The sequence below is a fragment of the Methylobacterium sp. A49B genome (assembly GCF_053346215.1).
Genome location: NZ_JBKFBO010000100.1, coordinates 178,656 through 193,052 on the forward strand (window position 1 = coordinate 178,656; position 14,397 = coordinate 193,052).

General features: G+C 70.2%; 10 protein-coding genes. 6 read left to right on the top strand and 4 right to left on the bottom strand.

What is annotated here, in order from left to right:
- The first annotated feature begins 118 nt into the window (after positions 1-118).
- Positions 119-1,147 carry an LLM class flavin-dependent oxidoreductase gene (locus tag ACLBX9_RS17635; protein WP_447719859.1) on the top strand — a complete coding sequence of 343 codons (1,029 nt, stop codon included), beginning with the start codon at positions 119-121 and terminating at the stop codon, positions 1,145-1,147.
- 108 nt (positions 1,148-1,255) lie between these two features.
- Entirely contained in the window at positions 1,256-2,299 is a 1,044-nt protein-coding gene (locus ACLBX9_RS17640) for a fumarylacetoacetate hydrolase family protein (protein ID WP_447719860.1), read from the top strand.
- Between the two features lie 391 nt (positions 2,300-2,690).
- On the opposite strand, the gene cysN is transcribed toward ACLBX9_RS17640, so the two are convergent.
- Genes cysN through ACLBX9_RS17655 form a run of 3 tightly spaced genes read right to left on the bottom strand, consistent with a single transcriptional unit; the run spans position 2,691 to position 5,901 of the window.
- Positions 2,691-4,094 (bottom strand): sulfate adenylyltransferase subunit CysN, encoded by a 1,404-nt coding sequence (gene cysN / locus ACLBX9_RS17645; protein ID WP_447719861.1) that lies wholly within the window; start codon positions 4,092-4,094, stop codon positions 2,691-2,693.
- A complete protein-coding gene (gene cysD / locus ACLBX9_RS17650; protein WP_447719862.1) occupies positions 4,094-5,053 on the bottom strand; it encodes a sulfate adenylyltransferase subunit CysD in 960 nt (319 codons plus the stop codon). Before cysD ends, cysN begins: the two co-directional genes overlap by 1 nt.
- Positions 5,050-5,901, bottom strand: a complete 852-nt coding sequence (locus tag ACLBX9_RS17655; RefSeq protein ID WP_447719863.1) for a phosphoadenylyl-sulfate reductase — start codon at positions 5,899-5,901, stop codon at positions 5,050-5,052. The genes cysD and ACLBX9_RS17655 overlap by 4 nt, the downstream gene beginning before the upstream one ends.
- Before the next feature lie 265 nt (positions 5,902-6,166).
- Between ACLBX9_RS17655 and ACLBX9_RS17660 the strand changes: the two genes are divergently transcribed.
- The 4 genes from ACLBX9_RS17660 to ACLBX9_RS17675 all read left to right on the top strand — a co-directional run bounded on the left by ACLBX9_RS17660 (position 6,167) and on the right by ACLBX9_RS17675 (position 12,961).
- On the top strand, positions 6,167-6,682 hold the full coding sequence (locus ACLBX9_RS17660; protein WP_010686224.1) for an Lrp/AsnC family transcriptional regulator: 516 nt from the start codon (positions 6,167-6,169) through the stop codon (positions 6,680-6,682).
- 111 nt (positions 6,683-6,793) lie between these two features.
- Entirely contained in the window at positions 6,794-8,563 is a 1,770-nt protein-coding gene (locus ACLBX9_RS17665; protein ID WP_447719864.1) for a diflavin oxidoreductase, read from the top strand.
- A gap of 70 nt (positions 8,564-8,633) precedes the next feature.
- Positions 8,634-10,478, top strand: coding sequence for an NADPH-dependent assimilatory sulfite reductase hemoprotein subunit (locus tag ACLBX9_RS17670; RefSeq protein WP_010686222.1), 1,845 nt, complete (start codon positions 8,634-8,636; stop codon positions 10,476-10,478).
- 302 nt (positions 10,479-10,780) lie between these two features.
- On the top strand, positions 10,781-12,961 hold the full coding sequence (locus ACLBX9_RS17675) for a TonB-dependent siderophore receptor (protein WP_447719865.1): 2,181 nt from the start codon (positions 10,781-10,783) through the stop codon (positions 12,959-12,961).
- A 201-nt stretch (positions 12,962-13,162) separates the two neighbouring features.
- Here ACLBX9_RS17675 and ACLBX9_RS17680 read toward each other — a convergent pair whose 3' ends face one another.
- A complete protein-coding gene (locus ACLBX9_RS17680) occupies positions 13,163-14,368 on the bottom strand; it encodes a PepSY-associated TM helix domain-containing protein (protein ID WP_447719866.1) in 1,206 nt (401 codons plus the stop codon).
- Positions 14,369-14,397 lie beyond the last annotated feature (29 nt).

Below are 14,397 nucleotides of genomic sequence, written 5' to 3' on the forward strand. Positions count from 1 at the left end.
TGCGGAGCCGGCAAGGCGGTGTGCGGCGCGCCACAGAAGTTCGCGCCCGGCGCGCCGCGCAGGTCTCTCCTGCGCGGCCGCCCTCGCTTTGCGGGACCGGCGATACCAGATCCCGACGATGACTCCGCTCTCCGTCCTCGACCTCTCCTTCGTCAGCGCCGACTCGACGCCGGCGCAGGCGCTGCACGACACCCTGGCGCTCGCCCGCCACGTCGACGGCCTCGGCTACCGGCGCTACTGGCTCGCCGAGCACCACGCCCTGCCCAACGTGGCGAGCCCGGCGCCCGAGATCATGATCGGCCAGATCGCCGCCGCGACCCGGACCCTCCGGGTCGGTTCCGGCGGGATCATGCTGCCGAACCACCCACCGCTGATGGTGGCCGAGCGCTTCCGGGTGCTGGAGGCCCTGTTCCCGGGCCGGATCGACCTGGGCCTCGGGCGCGCCCCCGGCACGGACGGCCTCACCGCGCGGGCGCTGCGCCGCCGGGAGGCACCGGGGGAGGGCGGCCAGGGCGATGACTTCCTCGACCGCCTGCAGGAGCTGCTGTTCTGGGACGGCGGCTTCCCGGAGGGACACCCCTTCGCGCGGATCGAGGCAAGCCCCGCGGGGGTGCCGCTGCCGCCGATCTTCCTGCTCGGCTCCTCCGACTACAGCGCCGGGCTCGCCGCCGAGATCGGCTGCGGCTTCGGGTTCGCGCAGCATTTCTCCGGCATGCCGGCCGATGCGCCGATGCTGGACTACCGGCACCGGTTCCGGCCGACGCGGCTCGGCGCGAAGCCCCACGCGATCCTGGCGGTGGCGGCGATCTGCGCCGCCACGGATGCGGAGGCCGAGCGGCTGGCCGCGAGCGCACGCCTGGCGACGCTGCGGCGGGAGCGGGGCGAGTACCGGCCGCTGCCGAGCCTCGCCGAGGCGCTGGCCTACCCGTATTCCGAGGCTGAGCGGATGCAGATCGCGCGCGGCCGCGACCGCCTGCACGTGGGCGGGCCGGAAACCCTGCGGGCCCGGCTCGCAGACATGGTGGCGCGCACGCAGGCCGACGAGCTGATGATCGTCTCGGCCATCCCCGACCAGGCGGCGCGGCACGAGTCCTACGGACTCCTGGCGCAGGTCTGGGGGCTCGGCGCCGCTTCACAGGCGGCCTGAGCCGTCACCCGGCACCCGCCGCGGGTCCTGGCGGCGGCGCCGCCGGCCGTGCAGGCTCCCGCCCGGATCACGCCCGTGACCAGACGGGCCGACCGGAGGAGAGGCAGCATGGGCAACCGACGCGAATTCCTGACCGCCACGGCCGCGGGGCTCGCCGCCGCGGCGGCACCGGCCCGGGCCGCCGAGGAGCGGACGGCGGCGCCCGAGACCGCGCCCAAGACCGCGCCGGCCGGGGCTCCCCCGCCGTTCGGCATGCCGCGGGACATGGTGCTCCTCAACATGCGCAGCGGCGACGCCTACAGCCTGGGCGTGAAGACGAAGGACGGCGTGCTCGACGTCGCCGCCGCCGGCCGGGCCCTCGGGATACCGGTCCCCGCCGACATGGACGACCTGCTGCAGAACGGCCGCGGCCCGGCGCTGCGGGCGCTGATCGACGCGGTCGAGGCCGCCCCCGACGGGCGCTTCATGCTGGAGGAATCCGGCATCGCCTACGGCCCGGTGGTCACGCGGCCCGAGAAGATCATCATGATGGGCTTCAACTACCGCCACCACGCGGAGGAGACCGGCACGCCGATCCCCAAGGACCCGCCGCTGTTCAACAAGTACAACAACGCCCTGAACCATCACGGCGGCACGATCACGCTGCCGACCCAGGCGGCGCGGGAATTCGACTACGAGACCGAGCTGGTGCTGGTGTTCGGCCGGGAATGCCGGAACGTGTCCGAGGCGGACGCCCTCGACTATCTCGCCGGCTACTGCACGGGCAACGATTTCAGCGCCCGGGACCTCCAGACGCTGACCTCGCAGTTCATGATCGGGAAGACCTCGGACGGGTTCGCGCCGCTGGGGCCCTACCTCGTTACCGCTGACCGGGTGAAGGACCCGAACAACCTCAAGCTCAAGACGCTGGTCAACGGCCAGGTGCGCCAGGACTGGAGCACCAACGACATGATCTTCAACTGCCGCCAGCTCATCAGCTTCGCCTCGAAGGTGATGACGATCCGGCCGGGGGACATCTTCTACACGGGCACGCCGCAGGGGGTGATCTTCGGCGAGAAGATCCCGCGCAAGGACCGGGCGTGGCTGAAGCCCGGCGACGAGGTCGTGTCCGAGCTGGAAGGGCTGGGTGAGCTGCGCTTCAGGCTGGTCTGATCGGGTTGCGTGACGGCGCGGTCCGCTGCGCAATCACGGGCGCGGCGCGCGATCGTTTCCGCTCCTGTGCCGGCCCCAATGTTCACCCATCGCTGCTGAACGCTGAAGCTGATGATGGGGCGCGACCGGCCCCTCTCCCGTGTGGGCTAGGGGACTCACACGTCTGGGACTGACACCAAAGCTCTGAAAATAGGAGCGCTTTTCTCCTCCCCCTTGTGGGGAGGGGCCAGGGGTGGGGGTGGTTCAGGATCGAGCGCAAAGGTGCCTTCTCCGTCACCCCCACCTCCAACTCCTCCCCACAAGGGGGAGGAGAGCGCGCCTCAGCTAGCGATGTGTGAATGTCGTAACCCAGATGGGAGAAGGAGGGCGCGCGTCGTGCGCCCGACCGTCCTCAGCGCCCGAACAGGCGACCGAGGCGGGCGAGGAACCCGGACCCTTCAGCAGGCTTCGCGGCGGATTGCGCCTTCACGCGCTCCGCCTCCGGCGCCAGGACCAGCCCGAGGGCCGCCGTGTCGGTGGTCTCGCGGTCGATCAGGATCAGGCTGCCGGTCTCGCGGTTCTCCGCGTAGGAATCCACCGCCACCGCCCGGTCGAGGCGCAGGCTCACGTCGGCGATGTCGTTCGCCGACAGGCGCTCGGCCGGGCCGGGCCGGCCGGTCTCCGGATCGATCCGCGAGACGATCCGCTCCACGGTCGCGGTGACCGTGGCGGTGCCGATCTTGGCGAGCAGGCTGGCCCCCGGGCTCAGATCGGTCTCGGCCGCCCAGAACAGGCGCGCGTCGAGGGTCTCGGTGACCCGCATCGGCGCGTCGGTCGACACGATCACCTGACCGCGGGAGGCGTCGATCTGGTCGGCGAGCACGAGGGTCACCGACTCGTCCTCGCCGGCCTCGGGCAGGTCGCCGTCGGCGGTGTAGATCCGCGCCACCGTGGAGGTCCGGCCGGAGGGCTGGACCGTCACCGAGTCGCCCGGCCGCACCCGGCCGCTGGCGATCCGGCCGCTGTAGCCGCGGAACTCGGAATTGGGCCGGTTGACCCACTGCACCGCCATGCGGAACGGCGCGTTGAGCGCCTCCGCGCGGACCGGCACGGTCTCGAGGTAGCCGAGCAGGGGGCCGCCCGTGTACCAGGGCGCCGCGATGCCCGGCTCCACGACGTTGTCGCCGTTCTTGGCCGAGAGCGGAATCGCCTTGACCTCGGAGAAATTCAGCCCGCGGGCAAAGTCCGAGAACCCCGCCACGATGCCGTCGAAGGTGCCCTGCGACCAGCCGGCGAGGTCCATCTTGTTCACCGCCAGCACGACCCGGCGGATCCCGAGATTCGACACGAGCAGCGCGTGGCGCCGCGTCTGGCGGGTCAGGCCCTGGCGCGCATCGACCAGGATCACCGCCACGTCCGCCGTCGAGGCGCCGGTGGCCATGTTGCGGGTGTACTGCTCGTGGCCGGGGGTGTCGGCCACGATGAAGGAGCGCTTGTCGGTGGAGAAGAACCGGTAGGCGACGTCGATGGTGATGCCCTGCTCGCGCTCGGCCTGGAGGCCGTCCACCAGCAGCGCCAGATCCACCTCCTGCCCCTGCGTGCCGTGCTTGCGCGAGTCGCGCTGGAGCGCCGAGATCTGGTCGTCGAAGATCTGCTTGGTGTCGTGCAGGAGCCGCCCGATCAGGGTCGACTTGCCGTCATCCACCGAGCCGCAGGCGATGAAGCGCAGCACCGCCTTGTTGCGGTGGGCGGTCAGGAACGCCGCGTAGCCGGAGGCCCGGTCGGTGAAGGCCGTGGGAGCCTGGTGGAGCGTCATCAGAAATAGCCCTCCTGCTTCTTGCGCTCCATGGCGCCGGCCCCGTCCTTGTCGATCACCCGGCCCTGGCGCTCCGAGGTGCGCGCCGCCAGAGTCTCGCCGATGATCTCGGGAAGGCTGGCCGCGTCGCTCTCCACCGCGCCGGTGAGCGGGTAGCAGCCGAGCGTCCGGAAGCGGACGAGGCGCTGCTGCGGGGTCTCGCCGGGGGCGAGCGGCAGCCGCTCGTCGTCGACCATGATGAGCTGGCCCTCGCGCTCCACCACCGGCCGCTCCTTGGCGAAGTAGAGCGGTACGATCGGAATGTTTTCCTGCTCGATGTAGAGCCAGATGTCGAGCTCGGTCCAGTTCGACAGGGGGAAGACCCGCAGGGACTCGCCGCGCTTCTTCTTGAGATTGTACAGGTGCCAGGGCTCGGCACGCTGGCGCTTCGGGTCCCAGCGGTGTTGCGCGGTCCGGAGCGAGATGATCCGCTCCTTGGCGCGGCTCGCCTCCTCGTCGCGGCGGGCGCCGCCGAAGGCCGCGTCGAACTTGTGCTTGTCGAGCGCCTGCCGCAGGGCCTGCGTCTTCATCACGTCGGTGTGCACCTCGGAGCCGTGGCTCACCGGCCCGATCCCGCGGGCGAGCCCGTCCGGATTGGTGTGGATCAGCAGGTCGAGGCCGAGTTCCTTGGCGCGGGCGTCGCGGAAGGCGATCATCTCGCGGAACTTCCACGTGGTGTCGACGTGGAGCAGCGGGAACGGCAGCCGCCCGGGCGCGAAGGCCTTGAGGGCGAGGTGCAGCAGCACCGAGGAATCCTTGCCGATCGAGTAGAGCATCACCGGGTTCTCGGTCTCTGCGACCGTCTCCCGGAAGATGTGGATGGCCTCGGCCTCCAGCCGCTTGAGATGGCTGAGGCGGTCGGCGGTCTGTGCGGACGTGGGGGCGCTCGGCGGCACGGCGGCGGCGAGGGCGGCGCTCATCGGGCGAACTCCGGCTGGCGGGCTGTCTGATTCGGGGTAGTCTCGAAAGGAGGCTCGAAGGCGGCGGCCTCGAGGACGGCGGGCTCCTGGCCCGGCTGCACGGAAGCCCCGGGGCGTCCGACGTGCAGGCCGCATTCCTTCTTGTCTTCCTGCTCCCACCACCAGCGGCCGGCCCGCTCGGGCTCGCCGAGCTTCACGGCCCGGGTGCAGGGGGCGCAGCCGATCGACGGGAAGCCGCGATCGTGCAGGACGTTGTAGGGCACGAAATTGTCGCGCACGAAGCGGTCGACCTGCTCGCGCGACCAGTCGGCCAGCGGGTTCAGCTTGATCAGGCCGCGCTCCGCGTCGAAGGCTGCGAGCGGCGTCGCGGCGCGGTTGGCCGACTGGCCGGCCCGCAGGCCGGTGAGCCAGCCGCTCGCGCCGGCGAGCGCGCGGCCCAGCGGCTCGACCTTGCGGAAGCCGCAGCAGGCCTGGCGCGCGGCGACCGACCGCCGGAAGCCGTTGATGCCCTCGGTCCGGACGAAATCCTCCGCGGCCCCGCGCTCGGGCGCGTAGGCGGCGATTCGGATGCCGTAGGCCGATTCGGTCTCGGTCCAGGTGTCGTAGGTCTCGGCGAAGAGGCGGCCGGTATCGAGGGTGACGATCTCGACGCGCCCGTCGGCGAGCCCCTTGGCGAGCTTGGCCATGGCCAGGGCGTGGGTGAGCGCCTGGTCCTCGACCCCGAGGCTCGTCGTGAAGACGAGGCGGCCGGGGATCTCGGCAGCGATCAGGTGGAGGCGGCCTGGAAGGTTGAGCCCGGACAGCCGCTCCGCGAGGGAGTCGGCCGCCTGTCGGTCCGGACGGGTCATCGCGCCATGTCCCGGGGTTCGCGTGGTGGAAAGGCCACGGCCAGCGCCGCGCCTGTTGTCGAACGGTCGAAATGTTCGCTATACCGAACGAAGTCAAGGCGCCCCGGCGCCCTTGACCGGGTCGGACCGGCGGTTCGGCGTGCGGTTGCGCACAGCTTCCGGCGCGGGCAGCCTAGGCCTGAGGTAAAAGATTCTTCTCACCGGTGCCGGTAGACACGTATATGCGCTCGCGCCTCGCGGGCGGCGCAAGCCCACGGAGACAGCTTTGGACGCGATCGATCTGAAGATTCTCGCCCTGCTGCAGACGGACGCCACGCTCTCCATCGCGGCGATCGGCGAGCGCGTGGGCCTGTCGCAGACCCCGTGCTGGAAGCGCATCCAGAAGCTGGAGGCCGACGGGGTCATCGACCGCCGGGTGGCGGTGCTTGATCCGGTTAAGCTCGGCCTCGGGCTGACCGTGTTCGTCTCCATCGAGACGGCCGACCATTCCCAGGAGTGGCTGCAGCGCTTCGCCGCAACCGTCTCGGCGATGCCGGAGGTGCTCGAGTTCTACCGGATGGCCGGCGACGTGGACTACATGCTGCGGGTCGTCGTCGCCGACATGCAGGCCTATGACAGCTTCTACAAGCACCTCATCGCGGTGCTGCCGCTCAAGAACGTCACCTCCCGCTTCGCGATGGAGAAGGTGAAATCCACCACGGCCCTGCCGCTGCCGGCGCCCCCGAAGAACGGGCGGCACCTGCCGGGGACGGCCCCCGTCCTCGCCGTGGTTGGAGAATGATGTTCTCTTTTTCCGCAGCGCAGCGAATGTGATGTCCTAAACTCCGCCCGTTCTGCAAAACGAACGTTTCCTGATTGACACCGGCCGCGCCGGCCCCGACATGGTCCCGTGATGTCCCGCCAGAATCTCCTCCCGCGCACCGCCCCGTTCGGGGACGGCGAGCGCGCCAGCCTCGACGCGGTGCTCGGCGCCGCGAGCCCCACGCAGCGCGCCTGGCTTGCCGGCTTCCTGGCGGGCCTCGACGCCGCGGGCGGCCAGCCCGCCGCGGTGCCTGCCGCCCCGCCCAAGGCCGCGGCGCCGCTGACCGTGATCTACGCGAGCGAGTCGGGGAATTCTGAGGCGCTTGCCGGCAACGTCGCGAAACTCGCGCGCAAGCAGGGCTTCAAGCCGAAGGTCGTCGACTTCGCCGACCTCGACATCGCGACCCTGCCGAAGGCCGGCAAGCTGATCGCCATCGCGGCCACCTGGGGCGAGGGCGAGCCGCCGGCCCGGGCGGTGCGGGCCTACGGCGAGTTGATGGGGGAGGGCGCCCCGCGCCTGGACGGCGTCGAGTTCGCGGTCCTGTCGCTCGGCGACACCTCCTACGCGGAATTCTGCGCCATCGGGAAGGCGCTCGACGCGCGCTTCGAGGCGCTGGGGGCCAAGCGCGCCGCCGAGCGGGCCGACCTCGACCTCGACTTCGAGAAGCCCGCCGCCGACTGGATCAAGGGCGCGCTGAAGGCGCTCGCCCCGGCGGAGCAGTCCGACAACGTCGTGGCGGTGGATTTCGCCCGCGCCGGCACCGGTGAGGACGACGACGCGGAGCCGAGCCGCGAGCCCGTGGTGGTCGAGGTCGTGGAGCACGTGAACCTCAACTCCTCGCGCTCCGACAAGGAGACGATCCACCTCGCGCTGGCCTTCGAGGACGGTGCGCCGGCCTACGAGCCGGGCGATTCGCTGGAGATCTTCCCCGAGAACGACCCGCAACTGGTGGACGAGATCCTCAACGCCGCCGGGCTCTCGGGCGACGAGGCCCTCCGCAAGGCGCTGCTCGCCGAGCGGGATATCACCACGCTCTCGGCCGCGACGATCGAGCGCTTCGTGAAGGCCACCGGCCACGCGGACGCGCAGACGCTCATCGACAGCGGCGAGGCCAAGGCCTGGATCGAGGGCCGGCACCTGATCGACCTGCTGGAGACCTACCCGGCGAAGCTCACGGCCGAGCACATCGGCACCATCACCCGGCCGCTGCCGCCGCGGGCCTACTCGATCGCCTCCTCGCGCAGGGAGGTGGGCGACGAGGTCCACCTCGCCATCGCGGCGGTGCGCTACGAGACCCACGGCCGGGCGCGCTCAGGGGTCGCCTCGGTCCACGTGGCCGACCGGATCCGCGACGGCGCCAAGCTGCGGGTGCGGCTCAAGCCGAACCGGCATTTCCGCCTGCCGCAGGATCCGGCCACCGACATCATCATGGTCGGGCCGGGCACCGGCGTCGCGCCGTTCCGCGCCTTCGTGCAGGAGCGCCGGGCCGTCGAGGCGCCCGGGCGGTCGTGGCTGTTCTTCGGCGACCGGCACTTCACCCACGACTTCCTGTACCAGCTCGAGTGGCAGGATGCCCTGGAGGACGGGTCGCTCACCAAGATCGACGTGGCCTTCTCGCGGGACCAGCCGGAGAAGGTCTACGTCCAGGACCGGATCACCCAGCACGCGCAGGAGTTGGTCTCCTGGCTGGACGGGGGCGCCCATCTCTATGTCTGCGGCGACGCCAAGGCCATGGCCAAGGACGTGCGCGCCGCCGTGGTGGGAGCCTACCAGACCACGAAGGGCCTCAGCGCCACCGACGCCGAGGCGCAGGTCGCGGCTCTGGAGCGCAGCCACCGCTACCAGCAGGACGTGTACTAGCTCACGGGAAACACGAGCCCTCCCCCCTCTGCGGGGGAGGGAGACGCGTTCAGACATCTGGATTCACCCCATGGACGACCACAGCCCCCGCGACGCCGCCGAGACCCCGGCCCCCGGCCCGACCACCGCCCCGGCCAAGCGCGTCTACGAGACCCCGCCGACCGCGCGCCCGATCACGGACGCCGAGGCCGCGCGCGCGGAGAAGCTCGCCGCCAACGAGCACATCAAGATCGCCAGCGGCTACCTCCGCGGCACGCTGGCGGACGGCCTCCTGAAGCACGCCACCGGGGCGATCTCGGAGGATGACGGGCAGCTCGTGAAGTTCCACGGGATGTACCTGCAGGACGACCGCGACCTGCGCCCCGAGCGGACCAAGAAGAAGCTCGACAAGGCCTACAGCTTCATGATCCGCCTGCGCATCGCCGGCGGCGTGATCACGCCGAAGCAGTGGCTGATCCTCGACGACATCGCCCGGACCTACGCGGGCGGGGCGCTGCGCGCGACCACGCGCCAGACCTTCCAGTACCACGGCGTGATCAAGTCGAACCTGAAGCGCACGATGGCGGCCATCGACGGCGCGCTGCTCGACACGATCGCGGCCTGCGGCGACGTCAACCGCAACGTCATGGCGGCGACGAACCCGGCCCAGACCGGCGCCCACAAGGCCGCCTACCAGCTCGCCAAGGACATTTCGGACAGCCTGCTGCCGAAGACCAGCGCGTGGCGCGAGATCTGGCTCGACGGCGAGCGCGTGGTCGGCGGCGAGGAGGAGGCCGAGGTCGAGCCGGTCTACGGCCGGACCTACCTGCCGCGGAAGTTCAAGACCGTCGTGGCGGTGCCGCCCTCCAACGAGGTCGACATCTTCGCCCACGACCTCGGCTTCATCGCGATCCTCGACAAGAAGAACCAGGTCACCGGCTGGAACGTGACGGTCGGCGGCGGCATGGGCATGACCCACGGCGAGCCCGACACCTTCCCGCGCACCGCCGACGTGATGGGCTTCGTGAAGCCCGAGGACGCCCTGAAGGTCGCCGAGGCGGTGATGACCGTCCAGCGCGACTGGGGCAACCGCAAGAACCGCAAGAACGCCCGGCTCAAGTACACGATCGAGCGCTACGGCCTCGACGCCTTCCGGGCCGAGGTGGAGAAGCGCGTCGGCAAGAAGCTCGGCGCGCCCAAGCCCTACACCTTCACGGGCAACGGCGACCGCTACGGCTGGGTCGAGGGCGAGGACGGCCGCCACCACCTGACCCTCTACGTGCCCTCGGGCCGGATCAAGGACATCGACGGCGGCGCGCAGTTCCTCTCGGGGCTGCGCCGGATCGCCGAGGTGCACGAGGGCGATTTCCGACTCACCGGCAACCAGAACGTCATCATCGCCAACGTCCCGGCGGAGAAGCGCGCCGAGATCGACGCGCTCGTCGACGAGTACGGCCTGACCCGGGGCGCGGGCGCACTGCGGCGCAGCTCGCTCGCCTGCGTGGCGCTGCCGACCTGCGGCCTCGCGCTGGCCGAGAGCGAGCGTTACCTGCCGGACCTGATGACCGAGCTGGAGGAGAGCCTGGCTGCCCACGGACTCGCCGAGGAGGAGATCACGATCCGCTCCACCGGCTGCCCGAACGGCTGCGCGCGGCCGTTCATCGCCGAGATCGGCCTCGTCGGCCGCGGCCCCGAGCGCTACCACCTCTATCTCGGCGCCGCCTTCGACGGCTCGCGCCTGAGCAAGCTCTACCGGGAGGACGTGGCGGCCTCCGAGATCCGCGACACCCTCGACCCGCTCTTCGCCGATTACGCGAAGGGCCGGCAGCCCGGCGAGCATTTCGGCGACTACCTGATCCGGGCCGGCCACGTGGCCCGGACCACCAACGGCCCCGACTTCCACGACCGGACCGGAGCCCTCAAGCCGGCTGTGTAACGCCGAGTCGTCCCCGCGCGGCGCCGGACGTTTCCGGTGCCGCGCCCGCGGCAGAGGCGAAGGTTCTCGACGATCCAGCAATTTCTGGATGTACCGCCTCCGTGGCCACACAGATTCCGGTTGGAAAATTCCACAGCTTTTAAGTTATTCAAAGTACATTCTGTGGCTCAACAGCCACGTCCGGCAAGTTCCGGCGAAGTCCGCGCATCCAATCGCGCAGGATCGTTGAAAAGTGATCGCCGCTCCTCTCAACAAGACGTGCGCCCGACCGGCGCACGTCTTGTTGAGAGTAGTTATAAACTATGCCCTGGTCTTGCGGACACGCCACTCGACGCACTTCGGCATCGCGCAGGATCCGGAATTCAACCCATTTTGGACTGACGGTATCGCTGATTGTGTTGTCGACGACTTCAGTTCGAGCCGAGATTGAGGTCGTATCGGGCGAAGTCGCCCTCTCGGAACTGAGCGTCACCGGGACCGGCCCTGCGGTCGAGCGGGCGGACGGCCCGGTGATCGGCTACCGGGCCACGCGCTCGGCCACGGCGACCAAGACCGACACACCGGTGCGCGACTCGCCGCAATCGATCAACATCGTGCCGCGGGCGGTGATCACAGATCAGCAGGATCTGCGCCTGACCGATGCCGTCACCAATGTCAGCAACGTCACGCCCGGCAGCACCGTGCAGGGCCGCTCGCAGAACTACGTCATCCGCGGCTTCGCCACGCAGCTCTTCGCCGTCGACGGCATCCTGACCAATCCGGCGATCAACTTCTATCCGGTGGAACGCGACCTCGCGAACGCCGAACGGATCGAAGTGATCAAGGGGCCGGCCTCCGTGCTGTTCGGCCGGGGCGATCCGGGCGGTGTCGTCAACATCGTGACCCGCAGACCGACCCTGGCGCCGACCGCGGATGCGAGCGTCCAGGGCGGCAGCTTCGGCTTCCGGCGGTTTCAGGGCTCGGTTTCGAGCGCGATCCCAGCCATCGACGGGCTCGCCGCGCGCCTCACCTTCGCCGCGCAGGAAGATCCGACGTTCCGCAATATCGGCGACAACACGAACCGGCGCGTCTTCATCGCGCCGGCCTTGAGCTGGACGCCGAGCGCCGACACCCGGGTCTACATCAACGCGGAAGCCACCAGCCAGCGCACCCAGTACGACGAAGGGCTCATCGCGTTTCGCGGGCGTGTGCCACTGGACAACATCCGCCGCTACTACGGTGAGCCGTCCTCGCGTTACTACGGCGAGTTCAACGGGATCACGATGCGGGCCGAGCACGACGTCAACGAAAACGTGACGCTGCGGCAGGTCATCAACGGGCAATGGGGCGCGTTCAACCTGTTCTCAGCCCGGGCCACGGGCGTCAACACTGCCGGCACGCAGGTCACGCGGCGCGACACCTCGGTCGATTCGCGTTTCGCCGCGGTGGATACGCAGACCGAAGCGATCATGAAGTTCGACACGCTCGGCTTCGCCCACACCGCCCTCGTGGGCTTCGAGTACACCAACGGCTTCCGCCACCCGTATTCCCAGCAGGGGTCCTACACCCCGGTCAGCTTCCTGAACCCGGTCTTCGGCGGCACGCCCGGAGCGCTCTCGCTCCAGCAAGACCTGAAGCAGAAGCTCGAACTGTTCGGGTTCTACCTGCAGGATCAGATCGCCCTCACGCCCGAATTGCAGCTCGTGCTCGGTGCTCGGTTCGATCTCGGCAGCCAATATTATTTCGCCCGCACGCCCGGCTCGAAGACCCAGCCCCCGGAGCAGGACCTGTTCGGCGCCTCGCCGCGCATCGGCCTGATCTATCGGCCGTTCGAGCCGCTGACGTTCTATGCCAGCTACGCCACCTCCTTCGCGCCGCAGACAGCGAACGTGCTCAACGTCGTCAATCCGGCGCCCGAGACCGGCGAACAGATCGAGTTCGGAACCCGTATCGACATCAACCCCGACCTGACCCTGAGCGCGGCCGCCTTCCGGATCACCCGGGACAACGTCGCCGGCAATGACCCCGTCAATACCGGCTTCTCGGTGATCACCGGGCAGCAGCGCTCGGAGGGCGTCGAGGCGGATCTGGCCGGCGAGATCCTTCCGGGCTGGAGGATCATCGGCGGTGTCGGCTATCTCGACGCCCGGATCACGAAGGACAGGGTCTTCGCGGTCGGAAACCGCCTCGTGGGGGCGCCGGCCTTCAGCGGCAGCGTGTGGACCACCTACGACGTCCAGGCCGGTTCCCTGCGCGGCCTCGGGCTCGGCATCGGCATCACCCATGTCGGCCAGCGCTTCGGCGACCTCAACAACAGCTACAAGGTCGGGGCGTACAATCGCGTCGATGCGGCCGTGTACTACGACTTCGACGCGCACTATCGCTTCGCGGTCAACATCCGGAATCTGACGAACGCGCGCTACATCGAGCAACCGTTCAATCAGTTCAACAATACCCCTGGCGCGCCCTTCACGGTCCTGGCGACGATCACCGCGCGGATGTGAGCCCGGCGGGCGCTCTCCGCGCGAAAGGCGACCGGCGCGACACCGTCCCGATTTCCGGCAACGGCGTCGCCACCTGCGCGAGCGGAGCGAAGCGATACTGGCAGCGCCATGCCGACCGGCCTCGCGCATCCCTGAGTCGCATCGCTGCGCGCGTGATGACGAGAGAACTGCGGGCAAGCCAGGCTACACTCGGGGACCGTCTCAGGAACTCGCCGGACGCACGGCTCCTGCCGGGGCCGCGGGCACTGCGCCCCTGCGCCGGGCCGCCGCGCGGCGGCGCAGGACGTAGAGGGTCAGCCCGGTCGCCGCGAAGCCCGGCATGGCCAATGCCGCGAGGCAGAACACCAGGGCGAACACGTCGCCGAAGAAGCGTCCGCGGTGGACCTCGAGGATGTTCTCCATGAGGCGCTTGCCCAGCGGCATGGCGGCGGCGCGCTCGGCCGCGAGCGGCGCGCCGGTCTCGGCATCGTAGCGGACCTCGTTGCGGGCGCTCGGCGCATCGACGCCCCGCGGCAGCCATCGGATCCGGATCGCCCGCGCGCCGGGCTCCGGCAGGGTCAGGATCGCCGAACCCGCCTCGCGCCCGTCTCCGGTCCGGAACGCGACCCAGGCCCGGTCGAGGACCGTCGGCGCGGCGGCCGCAGCCTCGTCGCCGGCCGGCACGGCACGGGACGCCCGGCGGCCCTCGGCGCGCGCGGGCCGCGCCTCGCCCACGAGCAGCCTTTGGGCGCCGTCCTTGAACGCCGGGTAGGACCACGTCAGCCCCGTGAGCGCCATGACGAGGTAGACCGGCGCGAGCCACGTGCCCGCCACGGCGTGGAGCGACCACCACCGCGCCCGGCCCGGGCGGGTCAGGCTGGGCTTCAGCCAGATCCGCCAGCGATGGACCTTGGGCCAGCGCAGGTACAGGCCGGTGGCTAGGAAGGCCAGGAGCGCCAGAACGCAGGCCCCCGTGATAGTGCGGCCCCATCCCTTGGAGCCGCCGGGAATCAGAAGCCAGCGGTGCAGGTCCCGCACGGTCGCGAACGCCGCCTCCAGCCGCACCGGGCCGAGCACCGTGCCGTCATACGGGTCGGCGTAGACCGAGGACGGCCGCGCACGGGTCTCCGGATCACGGGCGAAGCGGACATGGACGCTCGCCGCCGGGTCGGAGCTGAGGGTGAGGGCGTTCACCGGATGACCGGCCTGCGCCGTGATCCGTGCCGCCAGGGCTGCGGGTTGAAGCGCCGGGCGGTCGGCGGCGGCCACCACGAGCCGGTCGCGGTTGGCGACGGCGGTGATCGCCTCCTCGTAGCTTATCAGCGCCCCGGTCAGGCCCATCAGCGCGAGGACGAGGCCGGCTGTGAGGCCCAGCGCCCAGTGCAGGCGGAAGAGCACGGTCCGGAGGGCGGGAATCGGCAGCGTCATGGCAATCGCCGGCTGCCTACCAAAGCTTG

Excerpts from the sequence above, each read along its gene's own strand:
- ACLBX9_RS17665 (WP_447719864.1), top strand. The coding sequence starts at position 6,794 with ATGTCCCGCCAGAATCTCCTCCCGCGCACCGCCCCGTTCGGGGACGGC.
- ACLBX9_RS17680 (WP_447719866.1), bottom strand. The coding sequence starts at position 14,368 with ATGACGCTGCCGATTCCCGCCCTCCGGACCGTGCTCTTCCGCCTGCAC.
- ACLBX9_RS17655 (WP_447719863.1), bottom strand. The coding sequence starts at position 5,901 with ATGACCCGTCCGGACCGACAGGCGGCCGACTCCCTCGCGGAGCGGCTG.
- ACLBX9_RS17670 (WP_010686222.1), top strand. The coding sequence starts at position 8,634 with ATGGACGACCACAGCCCCCGCGACGCCGCCGAGACCCCGGCCCCCGGC.
- cysD (WP_447719862.1), bottom strand. The coding sequence starts at position 5,053 with ATGAGCGCCGCCCTCGCCGCCGCCGTGCCGCCGAGCGCCCCCACGTCC.
- ACLBX9_RS17675 (WP_447719865.1), top strand. The coding sequence starts at position 10,781 with ATGCCCTGGTCTTGCGGACACGCCACTCGACGCACTTCGGCATCGCGC.
- ACLBX9_RS17640 (WP_447719860.1), top strand. The coding sequence starts at position 1,256 with ATGGGCAACCGACGCGAATTCCTGACCGCCACGGCCGCGGGGCTCGCC.
- cysN (WP_447719861.1), bottom strand. The coding sequence starts at position 4,094 with ATGACGCTCCACCAGGCTCCCACGGCCTTCACCGACCGGGCCTCCGGC.
- ACLBX9_RS17635 (WP_447719859.1), top strand. The coding sequence starts at position 119 with ATGACTCCGCTCTCCGTCCTCGACCTCTCCTTCGTCAGCGCCGACTCG.